14 protein-coding genes are annotated in these 12,857 nt (G+C 68.8%); 4 read left to right on the forward strand and 10 right to left on the reverse strand.

Annotation, left to right across the window (positions count from 1 at the left end; genetic code table 11):
- The coding region (locus DY023_RS04150) for an FGGY-family carbohydrate kinase (protein ID WP_245958586.1) at positions 1-774 on the forward strand (774 nt) is incomplete at its 5' end.
- 104 nt (positions 775-878) lie between these two features.
- On the opposite strand, the gene prpB is transcribed toward DY023_RS04150, so the two are convergent.
- The 10 genes from prpB to DY023_RS04200 all read right to left on the reverse strand — a co-directional run bounded on the left by prpB (position 879) and on the right by DY023_RS04200 (position 9,596).
- Positions 879-1,778, reverse strand: a complete 900-nt coding sequence (gene prpB, locus DY023_RS04155; RefSeq protein ID WP_116241089.1) for a methylisocitrate lyase — start codon at positions 1,776-1,778, stop codon at positions 879-881.
- A 118-nt stretch (positions 1,779-1,896) separates the two neighbouring features.
- Positions 1,897-3,423 carry an MmgE/PrpD family protein gene (locus DY023_RS04160; protein WP_116241090.1) on the reverse strand — a complete coding sequence of 509 codons (1,527 nt, stop codon included), beginning with the start codon at positions 3,421-3,423 and terminating at the stop codon, positions 1,897-1,899.
- A complete protein-coding gene (locus DY023_RS04165) occupies positions 3,420-4,058 on the reverse strand; it encodes a GntR family transcriptional regulator (protein WP_116241091.1) in 639 nt (212 codons plus the stop codon). Before DY023_RS04165 ends, DY023_RS04160 begins: the two co-directional genes overlap by 4 nt.
- 70 nt (positions 4,059-4,128) lie before the next feature.
- Positions 4,129-4,968: a hypothetical protein gene (locus tag DY023_RS04170; protein ID WP_116241092.1), complete on the reverse strand. Its 840-nt coding sequence runs from the start codon at positions 4,966-4,968 to the stop codon at positions 4,129-4,131.
- Positions 4,969-5,002: 34 nt separating this feature from the next.
- Positions 5,003-5,797, reverse strand: coding sequence for a hypothetical protein (locus DY023_RS04175; protein WP_116241093.1), 795 nt, complete (start codon positions 5,795-5,797; stop codon positions 5,003-5,005).
- A complete protein-coding gene (locus DY023_RS04180) occupies positions 5,787-6,359 on the reverse strand; it encodes a hypothetical protein (protein ID WP_147303259.1) in 573 nt (190 codons plus the stop codon). The genes DY023_RS04175 and DY023_RS04180 overlap by 11 nt, the downstream gene beginning before the upstream one ends.
- Positions 6,352-6,960 carry a hypothetical protein gene (locus DY023_RS04185; RefSeq protein ID WP_147303260.1) on the reverse strand — a complete coding sequence of 203 codons (609 nt, stop codon included), beginning with the start codon at positions 6,958-6,960 and terminating at the stop codon, positions 6,352-6,354. The genes DY023_RS04180 and DY023_RS04185 overlap by 8 nt, the downstream gene beginning before the upstream one ends.
- Before the next feature lie 53 nt (positions 6,961-7,013).
- Complete coding sequence (locus DY023_RS04190) at positions 7,014-8,258, reverse strand: hypothetical protein (RefSeq protein WP_116241096.1); 1,245 nt, start codon at positions 8,256-8,258, stop codon at positions 7,014-7,016.
- Entirely contained in the window at positions 8,255-8,563 is a 309-nt protein-coding gene (locus DY023_RS04195; protein ID WP_116241097.1) for a hypothetical protein, read from the reverse strand. The genes DY023_RS04190 and DY023_RS04195 overlap by 4 nt, the downstream gene beginning before the upstream one ends.
- A gap of 64 nt (positions 8,564-8,627) precedes the next feature.
- Positions 8,628-9,596 carry an EamA family transporter gene (locus DY023_RS04200; protein WP_116241098.1) on the reverse strand — a complete coding sequence of 323 codons (969 nt, stop codon included), beginning with the start codon at positions 9,594-9,596 and terminating at the stop codon, positions 8,628-8,630.
- Between the two features lie 113 nt (positions 9,597-9,709).
- On the opposite strand from DY023_RS04200, the gene DY023_RS04205 reads away from it, so the two are divergent.
- The 3 genes from DY023_RS04205 to DY023_RS04215 all read left to right on the forward strand — a co-directional run bounded on the left by DY023_RS04205 (position 9,710) and on the right by DY023_RS04215 (position 12,856).
- Entirely contained in the window at positions 9,710-10,981 is a 1,272-nt protein-coding gene (locus tag DY023_RS04205) for an ABC transporter substrate-binding protein (RefSeq protein WP_116241099.1), read from the forward strand.
- Positions 10,982-11,087: 106 nt separating this feature from the next.
- Complete coding sequence (locus DY023_RS04210) at positions 11,088-12,002, forward strand: carbohydrate ABC transporter permease (RefSeq protein ID WP_116241148.1); 915 nt, start codon at positions 11,088-11,090, stop codon at positions 12,000-12,002.
- Positions 12,002-12,856: a carbohydrate ABC transporter permease gene (locus DY023_RS04215; RefSeq protein ID WP_116241100.1), complete on the forward strand. Its 855-nt coding sequence runs from the start codon at positions 12,002-12,004 to the stop codon at positions 12,854-12,856. The genes DY023_RS04210 and DY023_RS04215 overlap by 1 nt, the downstream gene beginning before the upstream one ends.
- Position 12,857: the final 1 nt, after the last annotated feature.

The raw sequence follows: 12,857 nt of genomic DNA on the forward strand, positions 1-12,857 counted from the left end.
GGTGCGGCGACTGCCGCCCAGCCGGGTGCGGGCGCCGGCGTCGCCGGCATCCGCTTCGCCGCCGGCGCCGGCGACAACGCCGGCGCGGCGCTCGGCCTCGGCGCACGCAGCGGCGACGCCGTGGTGTCGATCGGCACGTCCGGCACGGTGTTCGCCGTGACGGATGCCCCGGTGCACGATGTCAGCGGCACGGTCGCCGGATTCGCGGATGCCGCGGGCGGCTGGCTCCCGCTGATCGCCACGCTCAACGCGGCGAGGGTGCTGGATGCCACGGCCGCGCTGCTCGGTGTGAACCACGCGGACCTGAGCGACCTGGCGCTCACCGCCGACCCCGGTGCGTCCGGCCTGGTGCTGCAACCCTGGTTCGAAGGCGAGCGCACGCCCAACCTGCCCGACGCCACGGCGACGCTGTTCGGCATGACGCTGGCGAGCACGACGCGCGAGAATCTCGCGAGGGCCGCGATCGAGGGGGTGCTCTGCGGGCTCGCCGAGGGCCTGGACGCGATCCGCGCGCACGGGGTCTCCCCCACCCGTGTGCTGCTCATCGGCGGTGCCGCGCAGAGTCCGGCGGTTCGGACGATCGCCGCGCAGGTCTTCGACCTGCCGGTCGTCGTGCCCGAGCCTGCGGAGTACGTCGCGCTCGGCGCCGCCGCCCAGGCCGCCTGGGCGCTCACGGGCGCACGCCCGTCGTGGGGCGAGGAGGACGGTTCGGATGCTGAGCGGGGAGCGCTCGTCCCCGGCATCCGTTCCCAGTACGCCGCGCGCCTGCCCTGACCTTCAGGCTTCTCCAGCTCCGGTCTCAAGGGTTGCGGGTGCCAGGCCGGAAACACCCGCAACGAGTGAGACCGGAGCTGGGGAGAGGTCGACGGCCCGGAAGGTCAGCGCTCGATCTGGAAGTTGAACACGCCCTGGTCGAAGTGGTTGTACTGCTCGTAGTCGATCAGGTCGTACAGATCGGCCCTGTGCTGCATCTCGCCGAGCTTCGACGTGAGGTGCCCCTCGTCGATCAGCGTGTCGAGGGCGCGATCCGCCGCGCCCATCGCGATGCGCAGCAGCGACACCGGCCAGATCACGAGGTTCACGCCCGCGTCCCGCAGCTGATCGACGGAGAACAGGTCGCTCTTGCCGAACTCGGTCATGTTGGCGAGGATCGGCACCTCAAGCGCCTTCGCCATCGCCTCGAACTCGGACAGATCGCGCATCGCCTCGGGGAAGATCGCGTCGGCGCCGGCATCCACCAGCGCCTTGGCGCGATCGATCGCGGCATCCAGCCCCTCGACGGCACGGATGTCGGTGCGCGCCATGATCAGGAAGTTCGGGTCGCGCCGGGCGTCGGCCGCCGCTCGGATGCGCTTGATCGCGGTCTGCTCGTCGACGACGGCCTTTCCGTCGAGGTGACCGCAGCGCTTCGGGTTGATCTGATCCTCGATGTGGGTGCCGGCCAGGCCCGCGTCCTCGAGCTCCTGGATCGTACGGGCCACGTTCATCGGCTCGCCGAATCCGGTGTCGGCGTCGACGATCGCGGGCAGGTCGGTCATCCGGGCGATCTGCTTCGCCCGGCCGGCGACCTCGGTGAGCGTGGTCAGACCGATGTCGGGCAAGCCCAGGTCGGCCGACAGCACGGCGCCCGAGATGTAGACACCCTCGAAGCCCTTGCGCTCGATGAGGCGGGCCGACAGGGGGTTGAACGCGCCGGGGAAGCGCAGCAGCTCACCCGAGGCGAGCCGTTCGCGGAACAGGCGGCGCTTCTCGGCGGCGGTGGTGGTGGAGTACAGCATCAGATCCTCCTTGGGTCAGGTCCCGGTCGTTGAGCGAGCGACGAAGGAGCGAGACGAAACGCGTCACGCGAACCTGAGACGTTTCGTCTCGCTCCGCTCGCTCAACGGCCGATGCAGCTCAGAACAGTCCAGCCGGGGCCGGGGCAGCTTCGAGCAGGCCGGGCTTGGCGATGATGCTCAGCTCGGCGACCTCCGCCGCGGTGAGCTCGGGCAGACGCTGGACGAGCTCGAGGAACCGCTCGATCTCGGCCGGCTCGAGCACCGGCTCCGCCAGCATCCGGAACTTCGCGACGTAGTTCGCACGGGCGAACGGCCGGGCGCCGAGCGGGTGCGCGTCGGCGACGGCGATCTCGTCGGTCAGCGTCGTGCCGTCGGCGAGCGTGATCTCCACGCGACCGCCGAACGCCTTCTCGGCCGGGTCGATCGAGTGGTACCGGCGGGTCCACTCCGTGTCCTCCGCCGTGGTGATCTTGTGCCACAGCGCGACGGTGTCGGGCCGCGCCGCGCGAGCAGGCAGGTACGAGTCGACGTGGTGCCAGGCGCCGTCCTGCAGCGCCACCGCGAAGATGTACGGGATCGAGTGGTCGAGCGTCTCACGCGAAGCCTTCGGGTCGTACTTCTGGGGGTCGTTCGCGCCCGAGCCGATCACGTTGTGGGTGTGGTGGCTGGTGTGGATCACGATCGACGCGACGTTGGCGGGGTCCGCGAGTTCAGGGCGCTCACCGTGCAGCTTGCGAGCCAGGTCGATCAGCGCCTGCGCCTGGTACTCGGCGGAGTGCTCCTTCGTGTACGTGTCGAGGATCGCGCGCTTGGCCTCGCCTGCGGCAGGCAGCGGCACGTCGTAGGAGGCGTCCTTGCCGTCGAGCATCCAGGCGATCACGCCGTCCTCGCCCTCGTAGATCGGCGACGGCGAAGTCTGCCCGCGCATGGCGCGGTCGACGGCCTCGACGGCCATCTTTCCGGCGAAGGCCGGGGCGTGCGCCTTCCAGGTGGAGATCTCGCCCTTGCGGCTCTGACGGGTGGCGGTGGTGGTGTGCAGCGCCTGGCCGATCGCCTGGTAGATGGTCTCGGCGTCGAGGCCGAGCAGCGTGCCGATGCCGGCGGCGGCCGACGGGCCGAGGTGCGCGACGTGGTCGATCTTGTGCGCGTGCAGCGAGATCGCCTTCACCAGGTCGACCTGGATCTCGTAGCCGGTGGCGATGCCGCGGACGAGGTCGCGCCCGTCACGACCCGCGTGCTGCGCGACCGCGAGGATCGGCGGGATGTTGTCGCCGGGGTGCGAGTACTCCGCGGCGAGGAAGGTGTCGTGGTAGTCCAGCTCGCGCACGGCGACGCCGTTCGCCCACGCGGCCCACTCCGGGCTGGTGCGGTGGTCGAGCGCGGCGCCGAACACGGTCGAGCCGCTGCCGCCGGTGGAGACCGGGTGGCTGAAAGCCTGGGCGCGGGCGGCGTTGATGGGGCCGCGGGTGAGGGATGCCGCTGCCACCGAGGCGTTGTCGATGATGCGGTTGATGATCATGTCGACGACGTCGGCGTCGACCTCGACAGGGTCTGTGGCGACCTGGGCGATCTTCCAGGCCAGCTGGTCCTCGCGGGGCAGGTCCTCTTCGGAGCGGTACACGCGGACGTGGTGGGAGACGGTCATGGGGTTCCTTCCGGCAGTGACTCGAGGATGCTGGTGAGCGCGTTGTGCAGGTGCACGTGCGTGGCGTGGGCGGCGAGGTCGCCGTCGCGCGCGGCGAGCGCGCGGGCGATCGTGAGGTGCTCGGCGGCGGATGCGGCGAGCCGCTCGGGCTTGTCGCGCGCCATCCGGCGCACGCGGACGAGGTGGGTGCGCACGGTGCGCAGTGCCGAGCTCAGGTAGTCGTTGGCGACGGCCGCGTCGAGCGCGGCGTCGAGGCGTGCGATCAGCGCGTAGTAGGCGTCGCGCCCCTCGTCAGCCGACAGGTCGACGGTCGCGAACTCGGATGCCAGGGCGCGGAAGGCCTCGGCATCGCCGCGCTCAGCGGCGAGCCGCGCGGTGGTCTCCTCGAGCGCGCGGCGGATCTCGAACAGAGCGCGGATGTCACCGGCATCCAGGTCGGCGACCACGGTCACGCGCGGCGACTGCTGCACGACCAGGCCGTCGGCGACGAGCCGGCGCAGGGCCTCGCGCAGAGGCGTGCGGCTCACGCCGAGGCGCGCCGCCTGCTCCACCTCGCTGAGCACGAAGCCCGACGGCAGCGCGCCGGACTGGATGTCCTCCAGCAGCTCGGCATAGGCCCGGTCACTCGCTCGCATGCCATTATTGTATACATAAGAGCGCCGCGCAGCGGTCCTATGCGCATTTCAGTGATTGAACGTATACAAGCTATTCCGCGCTGTTCGCGTACGGGTGCCAACGCTCCAGCATCGCCGAGATGATCACCCCACCGGCCGGTGTGCCGTCGGGAACGGCTTCCAGAGCGAGCCCCTCGGCTGCGAGATCGGCCAGTACGCGCGTGCGCAGTGCGACGATCTGTTCCCGTTCCGCAACCGACAGCGCGTCGTCCACCTGCGCCTTGAGCCGAGCGGCGGTCGCATCGACCTCCGGCTGCATCGCCGCGACTGCGTTGTTGATCATCGTGTCGACCTCGTGCCGTTCCTCCGGGCGCAGCGCCCGTACGATCAGTACGAGGGCGACCCCGCCGGCGCCGATCACGCCGGCGACGACGACGAAAGCCGTCCACGCGGTCGCCGGTCGCGACAGTTGGAACGCCGACGCAGCACCCAGCGCGATCCCCAGACCGATCTGCATCCGGACCGCCGCCCAGTTCACCGGCCGAAGTCCCCAGGCGAGCAGCATCGCCAGATCCAGCAGCCCCGCGATTCCCGCGAGAACGGCCACCGCGGTCGCCGTCTCGGCCGGGTCGAACCGGAAACCGCTCGTCAACACTGCCGCCACCGCAGCGCACAACAGCGCCCCGAACAGGACGATCATCGACCAGCCGTGCGGACTGCGTGCACCGAATCGCGCCCGCATCCGCGCACGACAGTCCCTCCAGGCCTGTTCCGCAGCCTCCCGGGACTCATGCCAGATCCGCAGTCCCAGATCGCGATGGCCGACCGTCTCGAAGACCACGCGTTCGACCTCCTTCGGGTCGATGTGCGAAGGGTTCGTCGGCAACGCCGAGCGCACCTCGACGCTCTGTGCCGCGTGATCCTCAGCCATGCGTGGTCCCCGAAACGTATACCGACCGCGCGAATCAGCCGACCCGCCGTCGGCGCTCAGACGCGAGATACGGGTTCCAGTCCGTCAGGAACCCAGCGATGATCAGGCCGCCGGCCGGCGTCTCGGATTCTTCTCCTGATAGCCACTTCGTGCGCACGGCGAGGATGCGCCTCTGTTCCTCCGAGCTGAGCTCTGCGAGAACCTCGGCCTGCAGCCTCGCGGCAGTCGCATCGACATCGGGCTGCATCTCCGCGACCGCAGCACTGATCAGGGTGTCCATCTCGCTGCGCTCGCCCGGGCGCAGCGCCCGCACCAGAAAGATCATCAGCACACCGGCGACGCCCACCACAGCCGTACCCACCACGATGGGAGTCACCCAGGTGACCGGGCGGGACAACTGGAAAGCGGCCGCTGCTCCAGTGGCGACCGCTACGCCGATCTGCAGTCGTACGGCTGCCCAGTTCCACGCGCGCCATCCGGCGGTCAGCAGCACGATCAGGTCGGCGACTCCAGCGAGCGCCGCGAGAACTGCCGTCGCCGCCGACGTCTCGGTCGGATCCGTACGGAATCCGCTCGCGAGTGCCGCCGCAAACGCGCCAAAAAGTACCGCTGCGAACAACACGAAGAATGACCACCCGCCATGCGGGCTGCGGGCACCGTACTTCTTGCGCATGCCTCTGCGGCAGTCCCGCCAGGCCTGCTCAGCGGCCTCGCGCGATCGGTCCCACAGCCGCCCCCCGACGTCGCTGTGCCCCGCCTCAGTGAAAGCGGCGAGCTCGATGCTCTTCGGGTCGGACTGACGACGCGCGCTCTCGTCCTCAGAAACCATGCCGTGCGGGCCCTTCCTCCACGTCGAACGTCGCGACCACATTGTCGGCGTGGACCTGCACGACGGCCGCAGCCAATGGCGGAAGCGACGTCAACGCCGCGACGACGAGGCGTCCATGAACTCCGACGACGTAGACCGTGGATACCGTCCGCGGAATCGCCACCTGCTCGTCCCCGCCGGCCGCCTCGGGGTCGAGCAGCGTCACGCGCCAGCCGGAAACCGCACCGAGATCGACGGGCACCGCATCAGCCGACCACGGCGACGGAACAAGCCGTTCGGCGACCGTGACAGCGCCGGCTGCCGTCAGCGGAACGGGAGCATCGTCCAGCGCCGCGATGCCGAGCATCGCATACACGTCTGCCACAGGCTCTGCCAGCAGCAGCACCGCGACAAGACCACTATCGACCCTTGCACGCAGCGCAAGGGCGGATGCCGTGGCAACCGCATCCCGCGCCTCGGCTGGGGCGGACTGCACCTGGTTCCCGTACCAGTCCGCTGCTTCCGGCATCCCCGGTACCACCTGCCACACGTCAGGATCGGGGCGGAACACGAGCTCAGTCACGTCGCCACCTCACGCTGGCGACGATCGCGTCGCACAGCCGGGACACCGTCTGCTCCCCTTCATCCGGCAGCCTCGCGCCTCCGGCGTCGCGCAGGATCTGCGAGCGGAACATCAGGCCCACCGAGGGATGCCCGGGGACCGGGAGCAGATAACCGGCGCCCGCGACCTCCACCTCTCCGTCTTCCACCGCCACGGTCTGCTCCATCGGCCACCGCAGAATTGTGCCGCCGGGGTCGAGCGGCGCGGCCCCCCGCGACGAGATCAGGCCGCTGCCGACATCCTGCAACGAACCGCCCTTCGGCGCGCGCAGCCACGATGCGACCAAGCTGACCGGCACGAACTCCTCGGGTGCGACTCCGGCAGGAGCGAAGACTCGGACTATCTCGGCCCGCGTGGCCTCCGCGCGCGCGGACGCCAGCATCCCTTCGATGCGCGATCGCAGCACTGCGCGGTTCGATTCCGGAAGCTGATCCAGCACGGCTTCGAGCCGCGGTCGCATCGACCTGAAGGAGGCATCTGACGCTTCCCATCCCGTAGGCAGAAGCACTGCGAACGCGGGCATCCCTCCCGCGGACTCGACGAGTTCGGCGCGCAAGGACATCGGCGGGCTCCCTGTGTGCTCGGGATGGATCGGTCGGGATCGAGCCTAACGGCTCAGTCGAACTTCTCTTTGAGGTCCTTCAGCGTGCTGACGACCTTGACGTACAGATCCACCCCGCCGCCGAACGCCTCGGCAGTGGTCGCCGGGTTGCCCAGAAGAGCCTCCCAGCCTGCGCGCCCCCCACCTGTCCAGCCGAAGTTCTGCACCAGGAACTTCGGCGTGTAGAGCATGCGCATGAGGTTCTGCGAGTTCAACCCATGCGGACTCCGCACGAGGATCTCGCCGTTCTTGCCGACGACATCGAACAGGTTCTTGACCTTGCCGCCCACGAACTCGTCGAGCTTGCTGCCGTACTGCGCGAAATCGTCTCCTGCGATGCGGAAAACCGCCGCGACCTTGGGGAACTTGCCGGGGTTCACGAAGGACGCGAACTTCGCGAGCTTGCCGAACGGGATGATGCCGATGGCGGCGAGCGCGACGCTGGTCCAGTCACCGCGTCCTGCGTTGAGCTTGGCGATCTCGCCGAGCAGGCTGAGCACCCCCGCGACGGCGGCGAGCACTCCGGCGAGGAGCGCGAGCGGGCCGGTGACGAAGAAGGCCACGACCATGAGGGCGATTCCGACGTACAGCAGCACAGTGAGCATCGCCTCAACGAACGGCATCGAGTTGTCCCAGAAGCTGTCCGAGACGCCGTCGGCGTTGACCTTCTCGAGTCCGGAGCACGCGGTCTCGTAGGCGCTCTCCCAGGTCTCGACCGGGGCGTCGTAGGAACCCCAGTAGTACTCCCAGTTCTCGACCGCGGCGTCGAAGGCGCCCTGTTCCGCGTGATCGGTCGGGGCCGTCCCGGTCTGCTCGACGTCGTGGGACTCGTTCCACTCCCACTCCCGCTTCGCACCCGACGCCTCGCCGAGCACCTGCGACGCTGCCCGCACCTCTTCCCAGGTGCGCTCGGCGCCGCTGACCCGCCAGCCGGTCTCGCCCTGCGCCGTACGCAGCTTGTTGCTGTACGCCGCAAGCGTCTCGCCGCTGGGCAGATAGCGCTTCGCAGCGGTGGACAGGTCGCTGTGGACCTCCTTGGCCTGTTCCCGGATCGCCTCGAAGGACTCGCCCTTGCCGACGGTGCCGTCGGCGAAGAGCTCGAGCGTGCGTGCCGCGCGTGCCATCTTCTCGCCGAGCGCTGCGATGTCCGCGGCGTGTGCGGCGATCGCATCCGGATCGCCGTCGATCTCGCGGACCTCGCGCCGCCCCGGGGTGTGCGGCATGTCGGCCTGGGAGTAGATGTAGGAGTTCTCGGTCATTCCTTGGGCTCCATGCTCCGGGCCAGTTCGAGGTCGGCTTCCCGCCATCCGTCGCGCGCGTCATCGATGCGCTTCTTCATCTCTTCGAGATCGAGCCGAAGCGTCTCGCGCTTGTCGTCCCACGCGGATTCGAACTCGTCGGCGGCACGGGCCAGCCGCGAGTCGCCGAGAGGCCGATCGATGGCATCGAGCAGCTTCCCGGTGCGTGCACCGGCGCCCTTCTCATCGAACTCGCTCATGATGTCGCCCAGCGCCTCGCTCAGCGCCTGCATCGACTCGAGCGGGATCTCCACCCCATCCGCCATGATCGCCTCCTCCGCTAGCCCTCGCCAGCATAGACGTCGCGACGGGCGGCGGCGATGGGGAGAACTACCCGTCCACCGGCTCCGGCAGCGGCTCCACGAACTCGGGCGCCTGCGGCTCGCCGAGCTTCACCAGCACGACGCCGGCCAGCACCAGCGCCGCACCGATGGCCTGCAGCAGGTCGGGCAGCTGGCCCAGCAGCAGCCAGCCGAACAGCATCGCCGCCACCACCTCGGCGAGCGCGACGAACGACGCCAGGCGTGAACCGAGCATCCGGGTCGAGACGATCCCGAGCACGTAGGCGAGTGCGGCGGCGACGAGTCCGATCGCGAGCACCGGCACGAACCACGGGACCGTGCCGAATCGATACGCGATGTCGTCTGTGGTCCAGGTCATCGGCAGCACGCCGAGCACGCCGGCGAGGGTGAGCCCGACCGCGCCGATCAGCAGGCCGAGCCCGGCGAGCGCGATCGGCGGCACGCCCGTGTCGCTGCGGGCCGAGAGGATGAAGTACGCCGCCGCGCCGACCATGGCGCCGAGCGCCCAGAGGATGCCGCCGAGGTCGAGCCGCGCGCCGGTGACGATGTCGAGCATGAGCACGAGCCCGACGAAGGCGACCACGGCGCCGGCGATGCTGCGCGCGGAGGGGCGCTCACCCCGGCGGATCCAGAGCCAGAGCACCACGGCCACGGGTGCGGTGTACTCGATGAGCAGCGCGATGCCGACATCCATCACGGCCACCGCCTGGAAGTAGAACAGCTGCGTCGCGGTGACGGCGAGCAGGCCGTAGGCGAGAACCATCCCCGCGTTACGGCGCACCGCTCCCCAGCGTCCGCGCAGTGCGAGGAGGGTGGGAATCAGCAGGGCGATCGCGCCCACCCAGACGCGCACGGTGACGGCGGCGCCCGGCGTCCAGCCGGCGTCGATGAGCCCGCGCGCCCAGGCGCCGGACATGCCGAACGAGAATGCCGCGGCCACGGCGATGAGCAGGCCGAGGGTCGTGCGCCGGCCTGCGGAGGAGAGAACGGATGCCACGGGTCGACGCTACCTGCCCGTTCGCCGCTCGACTGATCCGTCGAGAACTCTTCACAAACGATTATCGATTAGTGTAATGTCCCCAGTGTCCCACCACCTGGAAAGGATCAACGATGATCAAGCGCCGCCTCCTCCCCGTCGTCGGCATCTCCGCCATCGCCGCCCTCGCCCTCGCGGGCTGCAGCGGCTCGTCCGGCGGCGACTCCGCCTCGGCCGACGGGAAGACCACGCTGCGCGTGCTCGTGAACGTCACCCCCAACCTCACCGAGGAGTTCTGGAACGACCTCGTCGCACCCTTCGAGAAGGAGCACAAGGACATCGACGTCGTCATCCAGAACCCCGGCGCGGAGGGCGTCGCAGCGGCGGTGCCGCGGCTGCTCGCGGCCGGTGACGCTCCCGACATCGTGCAGTCGATCGCCCCGACGCCCACGCTCGCGCCCGAACTGGTCGACCTGTCCGAGTACGACTGGGCGAAGAAGGGCCCGCTCGCAGAGCAGTACTCGATCGACGGCAAGACGTACATGGCCGGCATCGGCTACCAGCTTCAAAGCCTGTTCTTCTACAACAAGACCGCGTTCGAAGAGGCGGGGATCACCGAGGTTCCCACCACCGTCGACGAGCTCACCGAGGACCTCGACAAGCTGCAGAAGGCGGGCTGGACGACGACGGTCCAGACCGGCGGCGACTGGATGACCAGCCACGCGCTGCAGGCGCTCGGCCTGCCGTCGGTCATCGCCGAGAACCCGAAGTGGTTCCAGGAGATCTCCGCGGGCGATGTCACCTTCAGCGAGACGTACGGCGACGCGGTGGACACCTACGCCGACTGGGTCGCGAAGGGCTACATCCCCAAGGACGCACTCGGGATCAAGTACCCCGATGCCGAGCAGGCCTTCCTCTCCGGGAAGAGTGCCGTCTACCCGATGGGGAGCTGGTTCGCCGGGACCCAGGCCAAGGCTGCGGACTCCGCCGACATCGGTGTGTTCCGCGCCCCCGCGTTCGACGCCGACGAGCAGCCTGCCATGGGCGCCAACATCGCCAGCCCGTACTCGATCCTCAAGGCGACGAAGAATCAGGATGCCGCGGCCCAGCTGATCGAGTTCCTCGTGACCGACAAGAAGGCCGTCACCGACCAGCTCGCGGTCGACGGTAACTTCCGCGACGGCTACGAGTACGAGATGACCCCGCTCGGCGAGGAGCTGCAGAAGATCAGTGCCGACACCCCGGAGGACGCGTACACCCCCACGGGCGGCGGCTACGGCGAGCGCACGATGCCCACGGGCTACTCCGAAGAGCTGAACACGCAGACGCAGGCGCTGATCGGCGGGACCAAGGCCGCCGACATGCTGAAGTCCATGGACGACTGGTTCGCGGCGAACGCCGGCTGACCGTCTGCGGCCGGGGCGGTCCTCCGCCCCGGCCGCACTGTCGGCATCCGCACAGGACAGCGAAGAAGAAATGTTCCGCACCCGACCCGAATCGGAGCTCATCCCCATGAGCACGACCCTCGCTCCTCGGCGCCGCTCGGCGCTCCAGACCTGGCAGCTGCGCCTGCCGGGCTTCCTCATGGCCGCACCGGCGGTGGCCGTCTTCATCGCGATGTTCGTGATCCCGATGATCCTCGCCGCCGTGCTGAGCTTCACCAACTGGAACGGCTACAGCCTGAACTTCGACTTCATCGGCTGGGACAACTACGCCAAGGCGTTCCGCAACCCGCGCTCGATCGATGCGGCGATCTTCACCGGGATCGTGGCCGTGGTCGGCACCGTGCTGTGCAACGGCATCGGCCTCGCCGTCGCCGCACTGATCTCCGGCCCCGGGCGCTCGAACACGCTGCTGCGCACGATCTTCTTCTACCCCTACGTGATCAGCTCGCTGATCATCGGCTTCATCTGGTCGGCGATGCTCTCCCCACAGGGGGCCGTCAACGGTGTGCTGAGCACCATCGGCCTTCCGGCGATGCCGTTCCTCACGGACCCCACCTTCGCGAAGGCCAGCGTCATCTTCACCATCGCGTGGGCGCACTTCGGCTTCAACATGATCCTGTTCCTCGCCGGCATCAAGTCGGTGCCGGCCGAGTACTACGAGGCCGCGACCGTCGACGGTGCCTCGCGCTGGCAGCAGTTCCGCTCCATCACGCTCCCGCTGATCGCACCGGTGTTCACCGTGAACATCGTGCTCACCCTGGTCGGGCTGCTCAAGGTCTACGACGTGGTGCTCTCACTCACCGACGGCGGTCCGGCCGGCTCCACCCAGACGATCGTCTACCAGATCCTGAAGAACTCCTTCGCGAACTCCGAGCTCGGCTTCGGCGCCGCGCAGTCGATGGTGCTCCTCATCGTCACCGCCGTGATCGGCCTGGCCGTCACGCTGGTGCGTCGCCGCGCAGAGCAGAAGGTCACCGACTGATGAAGCAGACACGAAACCGCCCCTCCGTCGCCGTCTCGACGATCCGCTGGATCGTGCTCGGCGTCATCGCGATCGGGATGCTCATCCCGATGTACACGATGGTGATCAACGCCTTCAAACCGCAGGCCGAGATCATCGAGAACCCGCTGCTGATCACGCCGCAGAGCTTCACCTTCGAGTACCTCTGGGCCGCGATCACCAGCAGCAAGTTCAACGTCATCGCCGCCTACGGCGTGACCCTGCTGTTCGTCGTGCTGGTGAACATCTTCTGCATCGTGCTGTCGGCTCCCGTGGCCTACGTGATCGCGCGCGGCGGATCCAAGTGGCACCTCGGGCTGCTGCTGCTGTTCGTCTCGGGCCTGTTCATCCCCGGACAGGTCACGCTGATCCCCGTCGTGTTCGTGCTGCGCATCCTCGGCCTGATCAACACGATCCCCGGGTTCATCCTGTTCGAGACGGCCGCGACGCTGCCGGTGACGATCTTCCTGTTCACGGCCTACCTGCGGTCGGTCCCCCGGGAGATCGACGAGGCGGCGGCGCTGGACGGCGCCGGCAGGATCCGGGGGTTCTGGTCCTGCATCTTCCCGATCATGAAGCCCGTGGTCGCGACCATCGTGGTGCTGAACTCGATCGGGGTGTGGAACGACTTCGTCAGTCCGCAGATCATCCTCGGCCCGAGCTCGGGGATCTACACGGTGACCACCGGCGTGTACGCCGCGGTCGGACAGTTCTCCACGGACTACACGCAGGTCTTCCCGACGCTGCTGCTGGCGGTGCTGCCCGCCCTGGTGTTCTTCGTCCTCATGCAGCGGCACATCATCGGCGGCCTTGCCGCCGGGGCGACGAAGGGCTGAT

Origin of the sequence: Microbacterium bovistercoris (assembly GCF_003387575.1) — a bacterium.
Lineage (GTDB): Bacteria > Actinomycetota > Actinomycetes > Actinomycetales > Microbacteriaceae > Microbacterium > Microbacterium bovistercoris.